The following is a 20,364-nucleotide window of genomic DNA, read 5'->3' as shown; positions in this document are numbered from 1 at the left end:
CTGATTTCACATTTGGCGCGAGGGAATATCTCAGGGTTTTCCTTCATTAACGGCGGGTAACAACGGATGGTTAACGCGTTTGTTTCTTCACGTTTCAATCTGGTTCTTCCACCCCTCAACATCGATTCGCAAGTCCTGGCATTTAAAGGCAGTGAAACCCTCGATCAACTGTATTTCATCCACATACAGGTGGTCAGCGAAAACCCTTTTCTTGATCTGGAGGCGCTGCTCCACCAACCCGCCTACCTGGATTTCGGCGAAACGAACGGGGGCCTGCACGGGTTGATCTATGCCATTGGCCGTGATGACCCCGGTCGGCGCACCACGCGCTACCACCTGACCCTGGCACCCCGGCTGGCTTACCTTGCACACCGACGTGACCAGAGGATTTTCCAGCAGCGCAGCGTGCCACAGATCATCGCAGAGGTCCTTGAGCAACATGGCATCCTGGCGGACGCTTACGTTTTCGAGCTTGGCCCCGTGGTTTATCCGCCGCGCGAGTTCTGTGTGCAGTACGCAGAGAGTGATCTTCACTTCATCCAGCGGTTGTGTGAGGAGGAGGGAATTCACTATCATTTTCGTCACAGCGTGGACACTCATCTGCTGGTGTTTGGCGATGACCAGACCGTGTTTCGGCGTTTACCCGTGCAACGCTATAGCGCTCCTGGCGGGCCACAAGCAGATGCGCCGGTTATCCAGCGTTTCGACGTACGCCTGGGCATTCGCAGCCAAAAAACGGTGCGTCGTGATTACGACTTCGAACATCCCTCCTTGCATCTGCACGACAGCGCGGGTGTCGCGTCGACACTCCCCCTTGAGGACTATCAGTATCCCGCAGGATTCACCGGTCATACCCGTGGCAAGCAATTGGCATGTCGGAGCCTGGAGCGTCACCAGCGCGACCGGCATCGGGCATTGGGCAAGAGTGATCAGCCAATTCTGCGCAGCGGGCACTTCCTTGAGATACGAGACCACCCCGACCCATCCTGCAACGACCTGTGGTTGATCACGTCAGTGCGTCATGAGGGTTATCAACCCCAGGTGCTGGAGGAAGCAACGCCCACAACCGACCTGTTCCAAGGCTATCGCAATCGTTTTACCGCAACGCCTTGGCAGGCTGTGCATCGGCCGCCCCTCAGGCATCCCAAGCCGACCATCAATGGCAGCCAGACCGCAACCGTGACCGGGCCTGCCGGTGAGGACGTGCATTGCGATGCCCATGGCCGGGTGAAGGTGCGCTTTCACTGGGACCGCCTGGACAACACGGATGATAAAAGCAGTTGTTGGGTGCGCGTGGCGTCCGGGTGGGCCGGTGACGGGTTTGGTGCAACGATGATCCCGCGGGTCGGTATGGAAGTGCTGGTTACCTTCCTGGACGGGGATCCCGACCGCCCTTTGATCAACGGCTGCCTGCCGAATGCGTTGCACCGGCCGGCCTATTCCTTGCCGCAGCACAAGACCCGCAGCGTTTTGCGTAGTCGCACTTCCCGTGGTGGTGACGGCGCCAACGAGGTGTACCTGGAAGACCGTCGTGGCGAGGAGCTTGTCTACCTGCGTGCGCAACGGGACCTGGAGCAACGGGTCGGTCATGACAGCCGGTTGGAGGTCGTGGGGGAGCGGCGAGAAGTCATCCATGGGCTAAGCACGGTTTACTTGGAAAACGAAGAGCATCGTCAGGTCACCGGCGATCGCAAAGTGCTGCTCAAGGCGAGCGACTACCTTGATGTGCAGGGCGATAGCCGGACCCACGTGGCGCAGACCTTGGTCATTGAGGCTGGGCAGCAACTCCACCTTAAATCCGGTGCCAGCCTGGTAATCGATGCCGGGGCGCAACTGAACCTCAAGGCTGGTGGAGAGCATCTGGTCATCCAGGCTGGAGGCATCTTCAGCAGTCGTCCCATCGCCCTTGGCGGTTTACCGTCTGCGACCCAATCGGCGAGCGCCTTGAGCGTGGCCGGTGCGCCAGAGGTCTCCAAGGTACAGGGCGCGATCATGACCCTGGCCAGGCAATTGGGGGCGGACTACTGCCCGGTGTGCGCGCGCTGCCGTGAAGGCCTGTGTGATTTGCCGGCGAGGGCTGCCTGATGCAGGACATGCCAGGCCACTGGATGGCCCAACAACAGCAGGTCGGGCGGCACCTGTGTTTGATCCTCGACGGGCAGAGCGCCGCGCGCGCGCCGCTGCTGGCGGTGCGCAGCTTGTCGGACTATTGCAGCGTCTATGGTGAGACGGTACTGGCGGAACTCGCGATGGAAGGCCCTGTGATCCTGCGGCTGAAGCAGATGAACGAGCCTGCATTAGGAGACCTCCTGCAACAGCCCGAGAGTAACTGGGGTTGGCTGGGCAGCTTGCCGAGCGATGACCTGACGGCCGTGACTCGACATTGGCGCGATCGTTTGCTGACGGGACCGGAAGAAGCGCAATCGCTGTACCGCTTTCACGACAACCGCACCCTGGCGCGTGCGCTGGCCTATATGTCTGCAGAGCACTGGCCGGCATTCCTCGGCCCCTTGATCAGCGTCTGTTATTGGCACGAAGACCGCTGGCGCATCGCGGACAACCCGGCCCCTGGCGAGAACTCGCTGCCCGACCCGGTCCCTTGGCTGAACACACCCAACCCAAACGCAGAAGCCATCCTGCACGCCAATATCCTGCGTTACCTGTTGGCCGAACACAGCGAAGACCTGGTTGCATTGGTGGAATTCCAGGACCCGAGAATCTGGCTGAGCCAGGTGTTGGAGCAGGCGCGTGTCTGGCAATGGCGGGGGGCCGAGCGATTGGCGTTTCTGGTGGTGCGACGGTTGGAGGAGGCCATACGGGAGAGTGTCATTCGGTGGCAACCGCTGGCTGGGGAGGCACCGGCGGATCACTTTGAGCGGGTAGTGGAGCAGTGGAGACTGATGGGGAAAAAAGATGAGTAGGCGAAGGCTAGGTGTGTGGGGTGTGGTGGGGATGCTGGGGCTGACGGGGTGTGCGGGCAAGGCGGTTGACCGCTTTACGCTGGAGGTGGATTTGCCGCCGGAGTTTGAGCTTAAAACGGCCGCAAATTATTTTCCCGCTACGGGTGAAATCTGCACTTTGCCGCGGCGTCGAGGAAAGAGGCCTGAGCGGAAAGTCTTTTTTACGGACTACAAACCTCTGGCAAGTCGGGTGAGTTTTGAGTTGCCGCTGAGCGAAAAAATCGAGGGCTGCCCTTCGGTACTGCGAAGTCTGGAGTTTGAGTTTTATGCGAAGTGGGGAAAGCGTGATACGGACGTAGGTGGAGATCGTGCAGGTATCGCCATTCGAGATCGCGGGGATGATCAATCTGGAATGCCTGAGTCGGGTGTCCAGGAATTGGTTGGGCAATGTCATTGGCGGTTCAGGACGGTGGGGCCGTTTCATGCGATCAGGAAGCTTCTGCAATGTCGCTCGATAAATGAACAGGGACAGTTGCAGAAGTCTGTGGCGGGTGGTGTTGCTCACCGTGATCAATTAGCGGGAAAAACGCTCAGGTTGACGCTGACCGTCACTGATAAGGAAGAACCGGCTGTTGGTGATAACTGGGTAGTCGTTCCGGGCGGTTGGAAGCGTTGTAGAGGTAAAAGCTTTGAAGATATGGATGCGTTTTGTAACGGCAATACCACCGACGTTAAGCCTATAAAAATGCCGGATGGTCGCGTTTGTGATGTCTATCCGTCATGCAATTAACAAGGAGTAAGTCCATGATGCAGGATGCACAGAGGCAATCATTTTTCAATGAAAGCAAGCCGGCCTGTCCAGTGCGCGGACACTGGGTGAGCTTTAGTCTGGTCAATGAGTTGGGCGAGGGCACGGCGTACGGTGGCCTGCCTTACACCGTCCACGATAGCGCTGGGCAGGAGTACAAAGGCAGGTTGAATGCAGAGGGGTTTGCCAAGCTACACAATCTTTTTTGCGGGCCTGTGGTGCTTGTTTTCGACGATATGTACTCAGGAACAGAACAGCCGTATCAGCGGCTCATGTTGCGCTCCACCTACAAGCTCCCTATCACTGAGCTTCAAGTTCGGGCTGAGCAGACTCGCTTTACTGTCGCTGATGGTCGGCGCTCCGAAAGTAATCCTGCTCAGCAAAAGGCCAACCGGTTCTATCAGGTCGAAGTGCGCGATTTAGTCCGTCATGTCGCCCACTTGCCACCGATTGCGCAGCGGAGTCATCAACCCCAGCGGCACGCATTAAAAATGATGGGCGACTTGGGGTTTGGACCGCCCCAATCAAACTTGGCAGGAGTCGTGTTGTTTCCCAACAACCACACTGCTTTGGAGGTCCGGCCACTGCGAGCCTTCCGTCCGATGCTTTCAATCGAAGACGGTTTCTGCGCCTTGAATCTTTATCAACTGGCATTGATGGCCACCTTGAGTTATTGCAACTTCGGCCAAGAACCACCTAAAAAACCCCAGGACCAAGTTCGCTTCCCCCTTGATCCCAGCGTCGGTCATCTATTCGCCGAACAGCTCTCGGGTTACCACGAGGGTTGGCGATTTGATGCAGAGCAAGTGCAGCGTTTCTACCCCATTTACGAAGAGGTCCCTTACTCCCAGCGATTTGAGATCCTTCCCTTCGATCCTGAACTGTATCCACAAAACCAACCCGAGCTGGGGGAGAAACAGGAGCATCCGGCGAATCTGCATTTTTTCGATGATGACAAATTTGGTACGGATACCCAGGCGTTTATCACCCATCACGATGAGGTAATCCTGATCGCAGTGCGTGGAACCGCCAGCGCCGCAGATGGGATGCGTGATGCAAACGCCCATCAAGTAGCTTTTGTGGAAGGTGTCGGCAAGGCACATGAAGGTTTCTACCAAGCGTACCGTGCAATGCGCAATTTCGTGCTGCGCTACCTCGACCAATTCTACACAGGCCAACGAATTATCATCTGCGGCCACAGCCTGGGCGGCGCAATCGCGTTGCTCCTGGCGGAAGGGTTACGCCGAGCGCCCGAGGGCAACTACAACATCCTCCTCTACACCTACGGCGCCCCCCGCGCCGCCGACGCCGAGTTCACCGAGGGCGCCTCAACCCTGGTCCACCACCGCATCGTCAATCACAACGACCCGGTCCCCAGCGTGCCGGCCCCGTGGATGAACACCACCGCCAAACTCTGGATCCCTGGCGCCATCACACTGTTCAGCGCCCCTGCGCCGGGCGGCCTGTTGTTCGCCGCCGGTATGGTGCGTTTGGGTGGAAACCCTTACCAACACCACGGCGAACAACACCATTTCATGCCGATCATGTTGCCGGACGGCACGCAGTCATCGGTGTTGTGGAAGCCTGGGTGTGAGTCCATCCAGGAGGCCGGTTGCAACCGAGCCTTGCAACTCCATGGCGACATGCCCGAGCGGGATAACTTGCTGAAACAGCTGTTCCAGGCCAATCAGCACTTCATGACCGCCAGCTACATTCCGGCGGCCTGGGCGACGCTGCGTCGTTGGCAACAAACCCAGGAAAACAACGGCCCGCTGATCACGCCAAGAGAGTTCGAGTTACTCGACCTGGCGCTTGAGACCATGCGCCAGCAACTGCGCAACAAGCGCCGGGAACTGGCGCGTCTAAGGCCTGTCAACGACCGAAGCTATGAACACAGCGAAGCTCTGAATACCGAAATAGACCGCTTGCACATCAGTCGAGAGCGCCTTGCGACCCTGCGCTGGCGACGCCTGGATGCCCGTGATGTCTATGGCAGTCAAGCCCATAGCGCCCACTTGCAACCCAGCCTCAAGCGCTGGTTCAGCCACCGTGAAAACCATGAACTGTCGCAGGTCGCCCGCATTCCTCCTGCGCTTCATCACGAATGGGGGAGGGCGCAAACACTGGATATCGATTCGATCGTCTGAGCCAGGCGTTTACGCAAACTCCACCTGCGCCGGCTGGCGCTTCATCAACACCTTGCCGTTGCGAATCGAGTACAGCGGCAAGCCTTGGCTGCGGATGACCTCGTAGTCGCTGTCCGCCGAAAGGATCAACACGTTGGCTGGCCGTCCGGGCTCCAGGCCGTAGCGGTCACCGAGGGCCATCGCTTTGGCGCTGTTGTCAGTGACCAGGTCTAGGGCGGTTTGCAGGTTGCGGTAGCCGAGCATGTGGCAAATGTGCAAACCCGCTTCCAGTACCCGCAGGATGTTGCCGTTGCCCAGGGGATACCAGGGATCGACGATGGAATCCTGGCCGAAACACACGTTCATGCCGGCCTCCAGCAGCTCATTGACCCGGGTGACGCCGCGACGTTTCGGGAAGCTGTCGAAGCGACCTTGCAGGTGGATACTCTCGGTTGGGCAAGAGACGAAGCTGATTCCCGAGTGCCCCAGCAGGCGGAAGAGCTTGGCGCAGTAAGCGTTGTCGTAGGAGCCCATGGCCGTGGTGTGGCTGGCAGTGACGCGGGTGCCCATGTCACGGCTGCGGGCTTCTTCGGCCAGCACTTCGAGAAAGCGTGAGTGTGGGTCGTCGGTTTCGTCGCAGTGTACGTCCACCAGGCAGCCGGTACGTTCAGCCAGGTCCATGAGGAACTTCACCGAACTCACGCCCTGGTCGCGGGTGTATTCAAAGTGCGGGATACCGCCGATCACGTCGGCGCCCAGGCGGATGGCTTCTTCCATCAACTCGCGGCCATTGCGATAGGACTCGATGCCTTCCTGGGGGAAAGCGACGATCTGCAGGTCGATCAGGTGCGCGCTTTCCTGGCGCACTTCCAACATGGCCTTTAGCGCCGTGAGGTCCGGGTCGGTGACGTCGACGTGGGTACGCACATGTTGGATGCCGTGGGCAGCGAGGGCCTGGATTGTCTTTTTGGCGCGGGTCTTGGTGTCTTCCTGGGTGATGGTAGCTTTGCGCTCACCCCAGCACTCGATGCCTTCGAACAGGGTGCCGCTCATGTTCCAGCGCGGTTCGCCGGCCGTCAGGGTGGCGTCGAGGTGGATATGCGGTTCGACAAAGGGGGGAATCACCAGGTTGCCGGCGGCGTTCAGGTCGTCGGCCGCCGCAGTCGGTGTCCCCGATTGCCGCGTGATGCTGGCGATCCGGCCATGTTCCAGGTGCAGATCATGCAGGCCTTCACGGTTGCGCAGGCGGGCGTTGATGATGTGCATGGGCAAGTTCCTCTTGGCTAAAAACAATCAGGCAGACAGCCGCCAGATCATCAGCGCAATGCCGATGTCCAGGCGATCATAAGCATTATCCAGCGTCAGGCCGCACAGGGCTTCGATGCGCTGGACGCGGTGCGTCAGGGTGTTGCGGTGCACGGCTAGCCGCTGAGCGGCGGCCACAAGGTTACCATTCTCGTGAAACCAGGCTTCCAAGGTGGGCATCAGGCTGGGGCCATGGTGCAGGTCATGGCGCAGTAGCGGGCCCAGGCGCTCATTGAGGAACTGGTCGAGCAGGGCGCGATCACGCACGCCGCTGAGCAACTTGAGTACGCCCAGTTCGTCGTACACGCACAACCCGGCGCGCTCGCTGAAGCGTCGCGCAGCGGCCAGCGCCTGGCGGGCTTCATCCTGCGCCTGGGCCAGGTGTGCCGGTGGATGAGCGGCGGCGCTCAGGCCGATAAACAGTTTGAGCGGTGCCAGGCGCAGGTTCAGCGGCTTGAGCCAGTTGGCCAATTGGTGGCGGTTAGCCAATGCTGCGACAGCATCCGGAGCAGGGAGCAGCATCGTCCATTGCCCGGCACGGCCCAATACCGGTAAACCGGCCGAGAGTTGACGCAATCGACGGCTGATACCGTCATGTTGGCGGGCCAAATGCACCTCCACACAGGCCGCATCACCGTGGGCAAACAGCAACTCACTGCCCTCCAGTTGCAATTGAACCACCTGCCAATTCCCGGCCAATGGCATGCCCAGTTGCGAGGCTCGATGCAGCAACACCTCCAGGGATTGGTAATCGCCAGTCAGCAAACGCTCCAGCACATCATGCTTCGAACGCCCCAACTGCTCGGACTGGATCAGTGCTGAACCAATGGCCTGGGTCACCAACACCATTTTCAGTGAGTAAGGCTGTTCGATCAGCGGCATGCCCGCGGCTTCGGCGGCGTCGAGCAAACGCGGGGGAATCGCCTGGATATACGCGGGCCCCGTCAGGACCACCAGTCCGGCCACCTGACGTTCGCAGGCTTCCTCTAGCAGTTGCAGCAGGTTGGCCTCGTCGCGTGGGTGATTGATCCCGGTCACGAACACCAGTTCGCCCCCCAATACCCACTCGGCGATCCCGCTGTTTTCCGCCACATACGGCCAACGCACGCCGTTATCCAGGCCAGCCGCGCCGGCACGCAGGCACATGGACTCCAGGCCCGGCAAGGCCAGCACATCGGCGAGGGTCAGGCTCATGCCTGGACATCAACCAAAGGCGCACGCACGCGTAATACGGCGGTAAGCACGATGTAGGTCAACGACGCGGCGACGATACCCACCAACGGTGCGACCCAAGGCGAGTTGAACGCCAGCACGGTACCCACCCCATAGGCCACCAGCCCCGGCCAGTTGAATGCCGGTAGACGCGCATCTGCCAGGCGCGGGTACTGGCCGCGATAGCGATAGAAAAAGTCCGCCATGATCACCCCGCCAATCGGCGGGATCACCGTGCCCAGCAGAATCAAGTACGGCACCAGCATGTCGTACATGCCGAGCAACGCCAGCAGCGTGCCGATCACCGCGCCGGCCAGGGTCACGGTCTTGCGACGCTGGGTGCGCAGCAGGTTGCAGCCGGCCACCGCGAAGTTGTAAATGGTGTTGTCCTGGGTGCTCCAGATGTTGAGCAGCAACATGGCCATTGCTGCCATGGCAAAACCTTGCAGCAGCAACACTTCGACCACATCCGGTTGTTGATAGACGATGGCACCGTAGGCGCCGATCAGCACCATCAAGCCGTTACCGATAAAGAAACCGATCAGGCTGGCCAGCACCGCCACCCTGGCCGAGCGCGAAAAACGTGTCCAGTTGGTGGCCTGGGTCGCACCGCTGACAAAGGTGCCGAACACCAGGGTGATCGCCGTGGACAAGTCCAGTTCACCGGTCGGCACCACCGCCAGCAGCCCATCCAGCCCGCCGACTTTGGTCGTGGCCACCCACATCGACAGAAACAACAGGATGCCCATCGCCGGTACTGCGATGTAGGACAGAATCTCCAGCCCGCGATAACCAACGTACGCCGTGGCGCAGAACACCAGGCCGAACAGCACCATCAACGCCAGCACGCTGCCCTGGTTCAGTTCGAAATACTTGCCCAGCACCACGGCGGCCGTGGCGGTGCCCCAGGCGTACCAGCCGATCTGGGTGAAACCGAGGATCAAGTCACTGAGCTTGCTGCCCACTTCGCCAAAGCAGAAGCGCCCCATCAACACCGAATTCAGCCCGCTCTTGAAGGCGATGTAACCCAGGCCTGCGGCGTAGATACCCAGCAGCAGGTTACCCAGGGCCACGACGCCGAGCATCTCGGTAAAGCTGAACGCCACCCCCAGCTTGCCGCCAGCAAACATGGTCGCGGTAAAAAAGGTAAAGCCCAGCAGCACCATGGCGGTAGACGCCAGGCCTTTGCGCGCATGCATCGGGACTTCGCTGAGGGGGTAATCGTTGCCCGGTTCTTGCTGCGTCATGTGCCTTGCTCCCTGAATGAGTGACGCAGGCCTATTGCACCGCGCGTGCCAAACCGGCAGCAGTGACGAGCGCACGACGGGTGCTGTGCACCGTGCACAGTATTTATAGCTAAACAGGGGGGACAACGCAGGCAGGAATGTTCGCCGTGCCCAATTGGGCACGAAAGCGGTGCAGCAGTGATACAAATTGGATCAGTCGAACAGCGTCTGGGTGGTCTCGCCACGGTGGAAGGCGAATGCGGCCTCCAGATCACTTTCAATAGTGCGCCCCCGTGACAGCGGTGGCAGCTCGTGCAGACGGAAAAAGCCCACTTCGGTGGTCTCGAACCCCGCCATCGGTGCCGACTGATCCACCGGTTCACACAGGAAGTAGAGTTTGTAGAAGTCGCGCACATCCGGTCGATACAAACCCTTTGCCTTGTGCGTCACGCTGTACAGGGCCCGCGCCGTTACCGTCAGCCCGGCTTCCTCGCGAATCTCCTTGACGATGTTTTCCGCCGCCGACAAGCCGATATCCGCATAACCTCCCGGTAACGCCCAGCAGCCATCGGTCAATTCACGAACCAGCAGAATCCGCTCGCCTTGGATGACCGCCCCGCGCACGTCGATCATCGGCGTCGAGTAGCGTTTGGCAAAATCCGTGACCAACCCGGTGATGCGCTCCAAGGGCACATTGCCCAATTGCGCGAGCATGTTGTGAGCAATCTCGGCGATTTCTTCCAGGCGCTCGCGCTCGAAATCATCGGTGCAAAAGTGCAGCCCGGTGGACGCCAACGCCTGCAAACGTTTGGCCTGGGCCAGCCAAGTGTTTTCCATGGTTTACTCCCGGAGTTGCTTGGTCATGTACACACGCCGCAGGCCATGTTCTTCGGCCCGGTGGGTCTCGACATAGCCCCGACGGGTGTACAGCGTGATGTTCTCGTTCATGGCTTCGTTGGTGTATAGACGGATGGCCGCGCGCCCGACAGTGAGCGCCTGGCATTCGGCAAAATCCATCAGCAATCGCCCGTAGCCCAACCCCTGGGCGTCCGGGGCGACGGCCAGGTTATCCAGCAAAAGCGTATCGCCATCATCCAGCAGGATAATAAAGCCCTGAACGCTCCCGGCATTTTCCAGCACATGTACGCCTGCGTTCTGCACCAACTGGCGGTAATCCTCCAGCATCGGCCCGGGCTCGCGGCCGATCCGCTCGATATAAGGCGAGTAGGCCGCCTGGACAATGGCCTCGATGGCAGCAACATCAGCAGCAGTGGCGGGACGCATCATTGCAGCGGGCTCCTCTGGACAGTCGATCAGTCTGCCGGCGCTTCGAAGATGCCTTCGATAGGCCGCTCGAACACCTTGGCGATCTTGAACGCCAAGGGCAAGCTCGGATCGTAGCGGCCGGTTTCGATGGCGTTGACGGTTTGGCGCGACACCCCCAGGCGCTCGGCGAGGTCAGCCTGGGACCAACCCAGTTCCGAGCGCAACTGGCGCATCAGGTTGTTCATTGATAGCGCCTTGTGCCGATGATCGTGGCGACGCACCAGACGCCGCCCATGATCGGCCACACCATAAAGGCCGACAGCCGTGGGAAGCCAGCGGTTTCCAGGAAGCCGTAGCTGAAGGTCGTCAACGCCGTGCACACAAAGGCCACCGCCAGCGCGTCCAATTGGATCTTGCGGCCCATTTCATCCATGGCGTTCAACCGACGGATGATCGCAATCGCCATCGCGATCATCGGAATGACCGGCAGCAACGTCAGGGCAATTTTGCCCGCGCCGTCGGGCATGGACGACATATAGGCGCTGGAAACCACGACGCACACCAGATACGCCAGCAGGGTCACCGTGAATTCCACCAGGAAGCGCTTGACCGACATAATCATCTCCATGAGTAAAGGGTGCTTTACATTAGGCACAGGCTATTGCTGTGTCAAGGGTGCTTTACATGGAGGCGTGTCAGGCACAAAAAAACCACCGCGCAGGGTGGTTTCTTCACATCGCAGGTTTACTCGCCGCGATAGATGCAACCGCTAGTGCAGGTCTCGTGGATACGAATTGCACTGAGCTCAGGCAGCAGGGGTTTCAATTCATTCCAGATCCACTTGGCCAGCACTTCGCTGGTGGGGTTTTCCAGGCCTGGGATGTCATTGAGGTAGTTGTGGTCGAGGCGTTCATAGAGCGGCTTGAAAATCGCCTTGATCTCCGAGAAGTCGCGAATCCAGCCGGTATGGGGATCCAGGTCGCCGCTCAGGTGGATCGCCACCTTGAACGAATGCCCATGCAGGCGCCCGCATTTGTGGCCTTCCGGTACGTGGGGCAGGCGGTGGGCGGATTCGAATGTAAATTCCTTGAAGATTTCCACAGTGTTTTCAGCTCGGTCGATGTCTGGCAGGCGGCGAGTTTAACAGTTTGATTCGTTGCTGCGCATACCGTCCCTCTGTAGGGGGCGGCTTGCGGGCGAAATGTTGATGGCAGGTGGCGAGGGGGCTTGCTGCCGCTGGCGGTCTGACAGCCGACCACAATCTAACTATCACCCCGCGATCCAACTGTAGGAGCTGGCTTGCCAGCGATGGCGGCCTGACAGCCGACCACTCTCTAACTGTTGCCCAGCAATCCAAATGTGGGAGCTGGCTTGCCTGCGAAGGCGGCCTGACAGCCGACCTGGATGTGGGATCAGACCGGGTACATATCCGTTATTTGGGTAACGGCTGCTAATGGTTCCGCCCTTACGGCGGCTCACTTTGGAAAAGCCCCAAAGTAAGCAAAACGCTCTTGCCCCAACACTCGGCACCTCGCCCAGGCTCGGTGTACCCGTAATCCGACAGGTATTTGGGGGGCCGCCGCCACGCGCCATCCATGGCGCGGGGCGGCTAAACCGGCATCCCTGCCGGTTTACCCCCCAAATCCCTGTCAGATTCCGGCCAGCGTGTTTTACGGGGCGCCTGAGATCAAAAGCAAGTCAAGATCAAGAGCGGCTCGCTTCGCATCGTGGTTAGCGGTAAGCCAGCGCCTAGAGGGCCAGTAGTCTCTCGCCCAATTGGCCGTTATCCGCCAGTTGCAGAAACTCATCGCCCAGCCGCTGGCTCTCGCTCATCGCAGTCTGCCAGTACTTGTTGCGGCTTGGGTCATCGCCCATGAAACGCTTGAAGTCGCTGCGATCCGGCAGTTTGCCGTGGGGCAGGCGGGCGAGGTAATCCTTGGACGGCGCCAGCAGCAACACATCCTGCAAACCCTGCGGGTTGCTGCGTCGCCATGGCAGGCCCTTGTCGAACCAGCCGGGGATGACCCGATCGGTGAAGTGCGGGTACAGCACGATATCGTCGCCGTGGTAGGGCAGATCAAGGTGATAGTCCAGCAGGCCGCCGTCGCGGTAGGTGCCGGCGCCTGCACCCGGCAGGTCGCGCACGCCTTGCATCACCATGGGGATCGAGCCCGAGGCCAGCAGGGCCTGGCGCAGGTTGCCCAATTCCAGGGCCAGGAAGCGCGACGGGAAGTCCTTCAGTGGATGTACCGGTGGCGCCTGGCGGGGGTCGTGGATGATCAGCCGTTCAAAGTGTCGAGACAGTCGCGCGCGGCCGCGCAGGTTATCGGCGATCACCGACGACAGGCCCAGCCCCAGGCGCCCACGGTGGTCATCGGCGAGCAGACCATGGCTCTTGACCACCATGATGTTGAGGCGATAGTTCGGGTTGTCCAGCACCCGCGCATCGCGACCGGCCAGCAAGTCGTCGAGCATGCGCTGGCAGCTCTGGCTGACCTCGGCCATCGACACGCCTTTGGCAAAGCTTTGCTCATTGTACAGGCGACCGAGGTCCAGCAGGCCTTGCACCGGGTCGGGCAGGCACGCGCTGGCAAACCGCCAGGAGCCGATGGACGCACCGACCAACGCCCGCTCCCGTGGCGCGCGGGGTAACCAGTCGCCGAACAGCGCCAGGTCCAATCCCTGGATACCCAGTGCCTTGGGGCCGCCGGCTGCGCCGGGCAGGATGCCGACGTCGGCCGGCGTGAGGCCTTGCTCGCGAATGCGGGCAAAGGCGCGTTTGCCGGCCTTGAGCGTCAGCGCGGGAAACTTGATGTGGATGGCTGTCATACCGGTCTCTGTTCGAGCGAGCGGGGCATTATAGAAAATCTCGCGGAATGTGTGAAAAGGCCTTGCAGGGAATTGCCATGGTGGCAATTCAGTTTCAGTTAAGTTGCAGCGCGTACGGTGACCGGCGTAGGAAAACATCCTGTAACGGAGACTTATCATGAAGCGCCTCACCGCGCTGTTTGCTGCCGGTATCATCGCCCTCACGGCGACCCAGGCCCAAGCCGTGGACCCCGACAAGCCACTGAAAGTGCCGGCCGCTGTTACTATTGTCGCCTTCGATCAACTGGAAGCCACGGCCCTGGCCTTGCACCCCGGTTCGACACTGCTGGACACCGACCTGGACGAGGCCTACGGCAAGTACGTCTACGAGGTCGAATTGGAAGATGCCCAGGGCATCGAATGGGACGTTGAATTGGACGCGCTCACCGGGCGGGTTCTCAAGAATCATCAGGATACGTAATGAAGGTAAATCTATGCGCCAGCAGTCGTGTCGCGCTGGTGCTCATGGCATTCTGCTCCAGCCTGGCGGCCCGCGACCTCAATCAGGATGAGGCCTTGGCGCTGCGTCAGCAGGGGGTGATCCTGCCGCTGGAGCAACTGTTGCAGCAGGCCATGGCGCGCTACCCCGGCTCACGCCTGCTGGAGGCTGAACTGGAAAAGAAACACGGCCAATATGCCTATGAAGTGGAGCTGGTGACCACCGAAGGCGTAGTGCGCGAGATCAAGCTGGACGCCAGCACCGGTGTGCTGATCAAAGACGAGGAAGACTGATGCGCCTGCTGTTGGTAGAAGACAACGTGCCTCTGGTCGATGAACTGCTGGCCGGCCTGCAGCGCCAGGGTTATGCCGTCGACTGGCTGGCGGACGGGCGTGACGCGGTGTACCAGGGCCGAAGCGAGCCCTACGACCTGATCATTCTTGACCTCGGCCTGCCGGGCCTGCCCGGCCTTGAGGTGCTGGCGCAATGGCGCGCTGCTGCGCTGACCACGCCGGTCCTGGTGCTTACCGCCCGCGACTCCTGGGCTGAGCGCATCGAAGGGCTCAAGGCGGGCGCCGATGATTACCTGAGCAAACCCTTTCACCCCGAGGAACTGCACCTGCGCATTCAGGCGCTGTTGCGCCGTTCCCATGGCCAAGCCAACCAACCCACCTTGCAAGCGGCTGGCCTGCACTTGGACGAAGGCCGTCAGTGCGTGCTGCGCGATGGCGCGGAAATCCAACTGACCGCCGCCGAGTTTCGCCTGTTGCGCTACTTCATGCTGCATCCCGAACAGATCCTGTCCAAAAGCCACTTGGCCGAACATTTGTACGACGGTGAGACTGAGCGCGACTCCAATGTGCTGGAAGTCCACGTCAACCACCTGCGCCGCAAATTGGGCCGCAGCGTGATCGAAACCCGGCGCGGCCAGGGTTACCGGTTTGGCGCCAGCCCTGCATGAAGTCCATCCAGCGACGCCTGAGCCTGGGGCTGATCAGTGTGATGGTGATCGTCGGCGTGGTGCTGGCACAAACCAGCTTGTGGTTGTTTGAAGCCGGTTTGCAGCGTTACCTGGAAGCCGGCTTGCGCAACGACGCCGAAAACCTGTTGGTGGCGCTGGTGCGTGGACCGAACGGCGTTCAGCTGGATGAACAACGCCTGTCGCCAGCCTACCAGCGTCCGTTTTCCGGGCATTACTTCCGCATCGACTTTGCCGATACCCACTGGCGCTCGCGCTCGCTGTGGGATCAGGAACTGCCGCGCCTGCCCGAAGCCGGAATCAAGGGCAATCTGCAATTGGGGCCGGAAGGCCAGCAACTGCTGGTGCTGCGTTCGGACTACAAACGCTTTGGCCAACCGATTTCCATCAGCGTGGCCCAGGACTACACCCCGGTGCGGGAAAGCTTTCGTCTCATGCGTCAGATCGGCCTGGTGCTCGGGCTGGCGGCTCTGCTGCTGGTGCTGATCCTGCAACGGGTCACCGTGCGCCGGGCCTTGCGTCCGCTGGAAACCGCGCGCAACCAGATCGCTCAACTGCAACAGGGCCAGCGTTCACAGCTCGACACCCAGGTGCCGCTTGAACTGGAGCCGCTGGTGGCGCAGATCAACCACCTGCTGGCGCACACCGAAGACAGCCTCAAGCGTTCACGCAATGCCTTGGGCAACCTCGGCCATGCCCTCAAGACTCCGCTGGCGGTACTGTTGAGCGCCGCATCGAGCGAGGCGCTGAAGGATCGTCCCGAACTGAGCAAGCTGTTGCGCGATCAGTTGGAGCAGGTGCAACAACGCCTCAACCGTGAGCTCAACCGTGCGCGCCTGGCTGGGGAAACCCTGCCGGGCGCGCTGTTTGATTGCGAAAAAGAACTGCCCGGCCTGCTCGCCACGCTCAACATGATCCACGGCGAACACCTGGACCTGAGCTACCACGCTGCGTCAGGCCTGCAACTGCCTTGGGACCGTGAAGACCTGTTGGAGCTGCTCGGCAATCTCTTGGATAACGCCTGCAAATGGGCGGATGCCGAGGTGCGCTTGACCGTCACCGAGGCTGAGCACAGCTACCGGTTGGCGGTGGAGGATGATGGTCCTGGCATTCCTGAAACCCAACGCGACCAGGTGTTCAGCCGAGGCACGCGCCTGGATGAACAGATCGATGGCCATGGCCTGGGGTTGGGGATCGTGCGGGACATCGTCGAGGTGTGGGGCGGGGTGTTGCAGTTGCAGGAAAGCGAGTTGGGCGGGCTGAAAGTGCTGATCGAATTGCCGAAGCGTCAGGGATAAGCCTGTCGCTCCGACAAGGGGCTGATCACACCCTGAACTGATCCATCAACCCCTGCTGCTGATTCGCCAGGCTGTTCAGCGCCTGGCTCACCCGTGCCGATTCATTCGCCTGTTCCGACAGCGACTCAGTCACATCGCGAATCGTCGCCACATTGCTGTTGATCTCCTCGGCCACGGCGCTTTGTTCTTCGGCGGCGCTGGCGATCTGCAGGTTCATGTCGCTGATCACCGTCACGGCGTCGCCAATCTGGCGCAGGGCCGTCACGGCTTGCCCAACCTGTTCGACACTGCCCTGGGCCTGGCGATAGCTGTTGCCCATGGCGCCGACCACCTCTTCGGTGCCGCTTTGCAGGTGCTCGATGACCACGCGGGTTTCTTCCACCGACTCCTGGGTGCGTTGCGCCAGGTTGCGCACTTCGTCGGCCACCACCGCAAAGCCACGGCCGGCCTCACCGGCGCGAGCGGCTTCGATGGCGGCGTTAAGGGCTAGCAAGTTGGTCTGCTCGGCAATGCCGCGAATCACTTCGAGCACCGAACCGATTTTTTCGCTGTTGGCGGCCAGGCCTTCGACCTGGGTCATGGCCGTGCTCATGTCCGCCGCCAACTCCCCGATATTACGCGTGGTGCGGTCGATCACCTTCAAGCCATCACGGGTGGCCTGGTCGGCGTCGCGGGCGGCTTGTGCCGCCTGGGCAGCGCTGCGCGCCACGTCCTGGGCCGTGGCACTCATCTCATGGGACGCGGTGGCCACCTGGTCGACCTGGCGGTACTGCTGTTCCATGCCGGCGCTGGTTTCAGTGGCAATCGCAGCGGATTGATCCGCCGTGCCACGGGCGTCCTGCACCGAGCGCTTTACCTCGGCAATGATCGGTTGCAGCTTGTCGAGGAAGCGATTGAACCAGCCGGCCAACTGGCCCAGCTCGTCCTGTTTGTCGTAGGCCAGGCGGCGGGTGAGGTCGCCTTCACCGCTGGCGATGTCTTCCAGCATGCGGGCCACGCCGAGGATCGGGCGGGTCACGCTGCGTGCCATCAACCACACCAGGATCAAGCCGACCACCGCAGCCAGCAGGCCCAGGCCCAGTTCCAGCAAGGTGCCACGGGTGTTATCGGCGTCCATCTGTGCTTTCAGCGCTTCAGCAGGGCCGACCAGGACTTTCTCCGGCACATCGAGCAACACGCCCCAGGACTTGCCGTCCGGGATTGGCGCGAACGGTGCCAGTACCTTCAACTGGTGGTCAGTCCGCAGGCTACGGATTTGCGTGCTGCTGGCCAGGGCGCTGATCAATTGCGCACCGTTGGCGGTATCGACTTGGTCCAAGCGTTGGCTGAGTTTACTCGCGTCCGGGCTGTAGCCGGCGAGCAAACCGGTGGGGCTGAGGATGCTGACCTGGGTCTGGCCGTCGTACAGCTTGTGGCTGGCCTGTTGGCTCACGGCCTGCAGGCTGTTGAGGTTGATGTCCACCGACAGCGAGGCGATGACTTTGCCGTTGACCATCAACGGGAAGACGATGCTGGTCATCAGCACGTCTTGCCCGTTGATTCTGTAGAAATACGGTTCGATCACGCACGGCTTGAGCGTGGTGCGTGGGCAGGTGAACCAGGCGTTGGCCTTTTCACCGCTGGGGCCGACGCTGGTGTCGGACATGTCGCTTTCCGGCAGCGCCATCGACTCCAGCTTGCCGGGTGTCGGCTGCGACCAGTAGAGGGCGAAGCGGCCTTTGTCGTTACTGCCCAACTCGGCCTGGCCGGCGAACAGCTCATCCTTGCCGTCCAGGGCGTTGGCTTCGAACACCAGGGACAGACCGAGCAAATCCGGGTTGGCCTGCAACGCAGCCTTGACCTGGCGGGTCAGGTCTTCACGGGTGTCGAAAGCGTCGAGAAAGCGCTTTTCGGCCTGCTCACGCAAGAACAGCACCTGGCGGGAAAAGCCATGGCCGTATTGATAGGCGTCCATGAATTGGCGACGAATGCCCAATGCCTGCACTTCGCCTTGGGCCTCGATGCGCGCCTGGGCGGCCTCATCCAGCATCTGCATGCTGGATGCCTTGACCTGCTGCGAACTCTGCTCCATGCGATACAACGACAGACCCACCAGCAGGGTCACGATTCCCAGCAGGCAGAGGCCGGCGAGCAGGGTGATTTTCCATTGAATGGAGAGCTGTCTAAGCGACATCGGTACATCCTTACCTGAAAACACATAGAGGCTCTATATCGGCGGTTTTGGAGTTTTCTTTATTCATACAGTCAATTTAAACCTGCTTTTGTGGAGAGGGCGTTTCTGTGGTGAGCGAGCTTGCTCGCGCTGGAGTGCGTAGCGCTCCCGCCCTTTTTGGGGCCGCTGCGCAGCCCAGCGCGAGCAAGCTCGCTCACCACAGAAGGCTGCTCACACCACAGAAGGCTGCTCAGCACAGAAGCTCCCTTTTCACAGCAAGGCTGCTCACCACAAAGGTCCGTTTTTTGACATGTGAACCTGCGTCCGGCAAAGTGCGCGCCCTCTAATAAGACCTCCTTCAAGCCTGCACGCTGGCTGCCACCCTATGGCCGCCTGGGCGCGGGCATGCCTGTTTTTTATGTTTTTCTGCTTGAGGTAACCATGATTAACGCAGTCATTGCCGCGGTCGGCACCATGCTGGTGCTCAGTTTGTCCCGCGTGCATGTGGTCATCGCCATCATTGTCGGCGCCCTGGTGGGTGGCTTGACCGGTGGCCTGGGCATCGACGCCACGCTCAAGGCCTTCAACGGCGGCTTGGGTGGTGGTGCGACCGTGGCATTGTCCTACGCCTTGCTCGGAGCTTTCGCCGTGGCGATTGCCAAATCCGGCCTGGCCCACGCCTTGGCTGACAAGGCGCTGCTGCTGGTGGACCGCCAGGAAGCCAACGGCGGTAGCCATGTCAAATGGCTGCTGATCGGCCTGTTGTGGGTGGTGGCGATTGCGTCGCAGAACATCCTGCCGATTCATATCGCGTTTATTCCGTTGCTGGTGCCGCCCTTGTTGTACGTGCTGACCAAGCTGCAACTGGACCGCCGCCTGATCGCCTGCGTGATGACCTTCGGGCTGATCACGCCTTACATGTTCCTACCGGTAGGCTTTGGCAATATCTTCCTCAACCAGATCCTGCTGGCCAACGTGGCCAAGAGCGGCGTGGACATCAGCCAGGTCAACGTCACCCACGCCATGAGCCTGCCGGCGCTGGGCATGGTGGTGGGCCTGCTGGTGGCGGTGTTTATCAGCTACCGCAAGAAGCGCGTGTACGATCTGGAAAAAATCGAGCGGGTCGAGCAGGTGGCGGTGCAATACAACCCGCTGACCCTGCTGGTGGCCGGCCTGGCGATTGCCTCGGCGTTCATTATCCAACTGTGGCTGGACTCGATGATCATCGGCGCCCTGGCCGGCTTCCTGATCTTCTCGGTGTCGGGCATCGTGCGCTGGCGCGATACCGACGACCTGTTCACCGAAGGCATGAAGATGATGGCGATGATCGGCTTCATCATGATCGCCTCCTCGGGTTTCGCCGAAGTGCTCAAGGCCACGGGCGACGTGCGCTCGCTGGTGGAAACTTCGGCGGCGTTCATCGGCCACAACCGTGGTGTCGGCGCGTTGTTGATGTTGCTGGTGGGCCTGCTGGTGACCATGGGCATCGGCTCGTCGTTTTCCACGGTGCCGATCCTGGCCGCGATCTTTGTGCCGCTGTGTGTGCAACTGGGCTTCAGCCCGGTGGCCATCGTGTGCATCGTCGGCACGGCCGGTGCACTGGGTGATGCCGGTTCGCCTGCTTCGGATTCCACCCTCGGTCCGACCTCCGGCCTGAATGTCGACGGTCAGCATCACCATATCTGGGACACGGTGGTGCCGACGTTCCTGCACTACAACCTGCCGTTGCTGGCGTTCGGCTGGCTGGCCGCGATGACCCTCTGACACCCCCCAACCTGTAGGAGC

General features: G+C 60.8%; 18 protein-coding genes and 2 pseudogenes. 9 read left to right on the top strand and 11 right to left on the bottom strand.

Features of this window, described 5'->3' with window-relative positions:
• The first annotated feature begins 66 nt into the window (after positions 1 to 66).
• Genes tssI through WH299_RS25980 form a run of 4 tightly spaced genes read left to right on the top strand, consistent with a single transcriptional unit; the run spans position 67 to position 5,855 of the window.
• On the top strand, positions 67 to 2,085 hold the full coding sequence (tssI, locus tag WH299_RS25995) for a type VI secretion system tip protein TssI/VgrG (RefSeq protein ID WP_339551701.1): 2,019 nt from the start codon (positions 67 to 69) through the stop codon (positions 2,083 to 2,085).
• A complete protein-coding gene (locus tag WH299_RS25990; protein WP_339551700.1) occupies positions 2,085 to 2,921 on the top strand; it encodes a DUF4123 domain-containing protein in 837 nt (278 codons plus the stop codon). The genes tssI and WH299_RS25990 overlap by 1 nt, the downstream gene beginning before the upstream one ends.
• Positions 2,914 to 3,690 (top strand): hypothetical protein, encoded by a 777-nt coding sequence (locus WH299_RS25985; protein ID WP_339551698.1) that lies wholly within the window; start codon positions 2,914 to 2,916, stop codon positions 3,688 to 3,690. Before WH299_RS25990 ends, WH299_RS25985 begins: the two co-directional genes overlap by 8 nt.
• Before the next feature lie 14 nt (positions 3,691 to 3,704).
• Positions 3,705 to 5,855: a lipase family protein gene (locus WH299_RS25980; RefSeq protein ID WP_339551696.1), complete on the top strand. Its 2,151-nt coding sequence runs from the start codon at positions 3,705 to 3,707 to the stop codon at positions 5,853 to 5,855.
• Positions 5,856 to 5,864: 9 nt separating this feature from the next.
• On the opposite strand, the gene codA is transcribed toward WH299_RS25980, so the two are convergent.
• From codA to WH299_RS25935, 9 genes are all read right to left on the bottom strand, one after another.
• Positions 5,865 to 7,100, bottom strand: a complete 1,236-nt coding sequence (gene codA, locus WH299_RS25975) for a cytosine deaminase (RefSeq protein ID WP_122724159.1) — start codon at positions 7,098 to 7,100, stop codon at positions 5,865 to 5,867.
• A 27-nt stretch (positions 7,101 to 7,127) separates the two neighbouring features.
• On the bottom strand, positions 7,128 to 8,333 hold the full coding sequence (locus tag WH299_RS25970) for a PucR family transcriptional regulator (RefSeq protein WP_126571267.1): 1,206 nt from the start codon (positions 8,331 to 8,333) through the stop codon (positions 7,128 to 7,130).
• A complete protein-coding gene (codB, locus tag WH299_RS25965; RefSeq protein WP_122724164.1) occupies positions 8,330 to 9,598 on the bottom strand; it encodes a cytosine permease in 1,269 nt (422 codons plus the stop codon). Before codB ends, WH299_RS25970 begins: the two co-directional genes overlap by 4 nt.
• A 192-nt stretch (positions 9,599 to 9,790) precedes the next feature.
• Positions 9,791 to 10,414, bottom strand: a complete 624-nt coding sequence (locus WH299_RS25960; RefSeq protein ID WP_339551694.1) for an NUDIX hydrolase — start codon at positions 10,412 to 10,414, stop codon at positions 9,791 to 9,793.
• Between the two features lie 3 nt (positions 10,415 to 10,417).
• Positions 10,418 to 10,864 (bottom strand): GNAT family N-acetyltransferase, encoded by a 447-nt coding sequence (locus tag WH299_RS25955; protein ID WP_339551692.1) that lies wholly within the window; start codon positions 10,862 to 10,864, stop codon positions 10,418 to 10,420.
• Positions 10,865 to 10,890: 26 nt separating this feature from the next.
• The gene (locus WH299_RS25950; RefSeq protein WP_016980040.1) at positions 10,891 to 11,088 is read right to left on the bottom strand and encodes a helix-turn-helix transcriptional regulator; all 198 of its coding nucleotides are present in this window, start codon (positions 11,086 to 11,088) and stop codon (positions 10,891 to 10,893) included.
• On the bottom strand, positions 11,085 to 11,459 hold the full coding sequence (locus tag WH299_RS25945) for a hypothetical protein (protein ID WP_339551690.1): 375 nt from the start codon (positions 11,457 to 11,459) through the stop codon (positions 11,085 to 11,087). The genes WH299_RS25950 and WH299_RS25945 overlap by 4 nt, the downstream gene beginning before the upstream one ends.
• Before the next feature lie 128 nt (positions 11,460 to 11,587).
• Complete coding sequence (gene queD, locus WH299_RS25940; protein WP_003190259.1) at positions 11,588 to 11,944, bottom strand: 6-carboxytetrahydropterin synthase QueD; 357 nt, start codon at positions 11,942 to 11,944, stop codon at positions 11,588 to 11,590.
• Between the two features lie 648 nt (positions 11,945 to 12,592).
• Entirely contained in the window at positions 12,593 to 13,672 is a 1,080-nt protein-coding gene (locus WH299_RS25935; RefSeq protein ID WP_122724173.1) for a patatin-like phospholipase family protein, read from the bottom strand.
• Positions 13,673 to 13,829: 157 nt separating this feature from the next.
• On the opposite strand from WH299_RS25935, the gene WH299_RS25930 reads away from it, so the two are divergent.
• Genes WH299_RS25930 through WH299_RS25915 form a run of 4 tightly spaced genes read left to right on the top strand, consistent with a single transcriptional unit; the run spans position 13,830 to position 16,427 of the window.
• Positions 13,830 to 14,132, top strand: a complete 303-nt coding sequence (locus tag WH299_RS25930; protein WP_122724176.1) for a PepSY domain-containing protein — start codon at positions 13,830 to 13,832, stop codon at positions 14,130 to 14,132.
• Positions 14,132 to 14,443: a PepSY domain-containing protein gene (locus tag WH299_RS25925; RefSeq protein ID WP_028619569.1), complete on the top strand. Its 312-nt coding sequence runs from the start codon at positions 14,132 to 14,134 to the stop codon at positions 14,441 to 14,443. Before WH299_RS25930 ends, WH299_RS25925 begins: the two co-directional genes overlap by 1 nt.
• A complete protein-coding gene (locus tag WH299_RS25920; RefSeq protein ID WP_028619570.1) occupies positions 14,443 to 15,111 on the top strand; it encodes a response regulator transcription factor in 669 nt (222 codons plus the stop codon). Before WH299_RS25925 ends, WH299_RS25920 begins: the two co-directional genes overlap by 1 nt.
• Positions 15,108 to 16,427 (top strand): sensor histidine kinase, encoded by a 1,320-nt coding sequence (locus WH299_RS25915; RefSeq protein WP_122724178.1) that lies wholly within the window; start codon positions 15,108 to 15,110, stop codon positions 16,425 to 16,427. The genes WH299_RS25920 and WH299_RS25915 overlap by 4 nt, the downstream gene beginning before the upstream one ends.
• Positions 16,428 to 16,452: 25 nt before the next feature.
• Here WH299_RS25915 and WH299_RS29800 read toward each other — a convergent pair.
• Together WH299_RS29800 and WH299_RS29795 are read right to left on the bottom strand one after the other, a co-directional pair.
• Positions 16,453 to 17,034, bottom strand: a pseudogene (locus WH299_RS29800) (methyl-accepting chemotaxis protein); the annotation flags it as partial.
• A gap of 276 nt (positions 17,035 to 17,310) precedes the next feature.
• Positions 17,311 to 18,381: pseudogene (locus WH299_RS29795) on the bottom strand (HAMP domain-containing protein); the annotation flags it as partial.
• 642 nt (positions 18,382 to 19,023) lie between these two features.
• Between WH299_RS29795 and WH299_RS25905 the strand changes: the two are divergent.
• On the top strand, positions 19,024 to 20,343 hold the full coding sequence (locus WH299_RS25905) for a Na+/H+ antiporter family protein (protein WP_164393630.1): 1,320 nt from the start codon (positions 19,024 to 19,026) through the stop codon (positions 20,341 to 20,343).
• Positions 20,344 to 20,364 lie beyond the last annotated feature (21 nt).

The organism is Pseudomonas sp. MYb541 (assembly GCF_037479595.1).
Lineage (GTDB): Bacteria > Pseudomonadota > Gammaproteobacteria > Pseudomonadales > Pseudomonadaceae > Aquipseudomonas > Aquipseudomonas canadensis.
This window is presented reverse-complemented; position numbering and strand designations above follow the sequence as displayed.

Excerpts from the sequence above, each read along its gene's own strand:
- WH299_RS25970 (WP_126571267.1), bottom strand. The coding sequence starts at position 8,333 with ATGAGCCTGACCCTCGCCGATGTGCTGGCCTTGCCGGGCCTGGAGTCC.
- WH299_RS25920 (WP_028619570.1), top strand. The coding sequence starts at position 14,443 with ATGCGCCTGCTGTTGGTAGAAGACAACGTGCCTCTGGTCGATGAACTG.
- WH299_RS25990 (WP_339551700.1), top strand. The coding sequence starts at position 2,085 with ATGCAGGACATGCCAGGCCACTGGATGGCCCAACAACAGCAGGTCGGG.
- WH299_RS25980 (WP_339551696.1), top strand. The coding sequence starts at position 3,705 with ATGATGCAGGATGCACAGAGGCAATCATTTTTCAATGAAAGCAAGCCG.
- WH299_RS25925 (WP_028619569.1), top strand. The coding sequence starts at position 14,132 with ATGAAGGTAAATCTATGCGCCAGCAGTCGTGTCGCGCTGGTGCTCATG.
- WH299_RS25985 (WP_339551698.1), top strand. The coding sequence starts at position 2,914 with ATGAGTAGGCGAAGGCTAGGTGTGTGGGGTGTGGTGGGGATGCTGGGG.
- WH299_RS25930 (WP_122724176.1), top strand. The coding sequence starts at position 13,830 with ATGAAGCGCCTCACCGCGCTGTTTGCTGCCGGTATCATCGCCCTCACG.
- WH299_RS25955 (WP_339551692.1), bottom strand. The coding sequence starts at position 10,864 with ATGATGCGTCCCGCCACTGCTGCTGATGTTGCTGCCATCGAGGCCATT.
- WH299_RS25960 (WP_339551694.1), bottom strand. The coding sequence starts at position 10,414 with ATGGAAAACACTTGGCTGGCCCAGGCCAAACGTTTGCAGGCGTTGGCG.
- tssI (WP_339551701.1), top strand. The coding sequence starts at position 67 with ATGGTTAACGCGTTTGTTTCTTCACGTTTCAATCTGGTTCTTCCACCC.
- WH299_RS25950 (WP_016980040.1), bottom strand. The coding sequence starts at position 11,088 with ATGAACAACCTGATGCGCCAGTTGCGCTCGGAACTGGGTTGGTCCCAG.
- codA (WP_122724159.1), bottom strand. The coding sequence starts at position 7,100 with ATGCACATCATCAACGCCCGCCTGCGCAACCGTGAAGGCCTGCATGAT.
- WH299_RS25935 (WP_122724173.1), bottom strand. The coding sequence starts at position 13,672 with ATGACAGCCATCCACATCAAGTTTCCCGCGCTGACGCTCAAGGCCGGC.
- WH299_RS25945 (WP_339551690.1), bottom strand. The coding sequence starts at position 11,459 with ATGTCGGTCAAGCGCTTCCTGGTGGAATTCACGGTGACCCTGCTGGCG.
- WH299_RS25915 (WP_122724178.1), top strand. The coding sequence starts at position 15,108 with ATGAAGTCCATCCAGCGACGCCTGAGCCTGGGGCTGATCAGTGTGATG.
- codB (WP_122724164.1), bottom strand. The coding sequence starts at position 9,598 with ATGACGCAGCAAGAACCGGGCAACGATTACCCCCTCAGCGAAGTCCCG.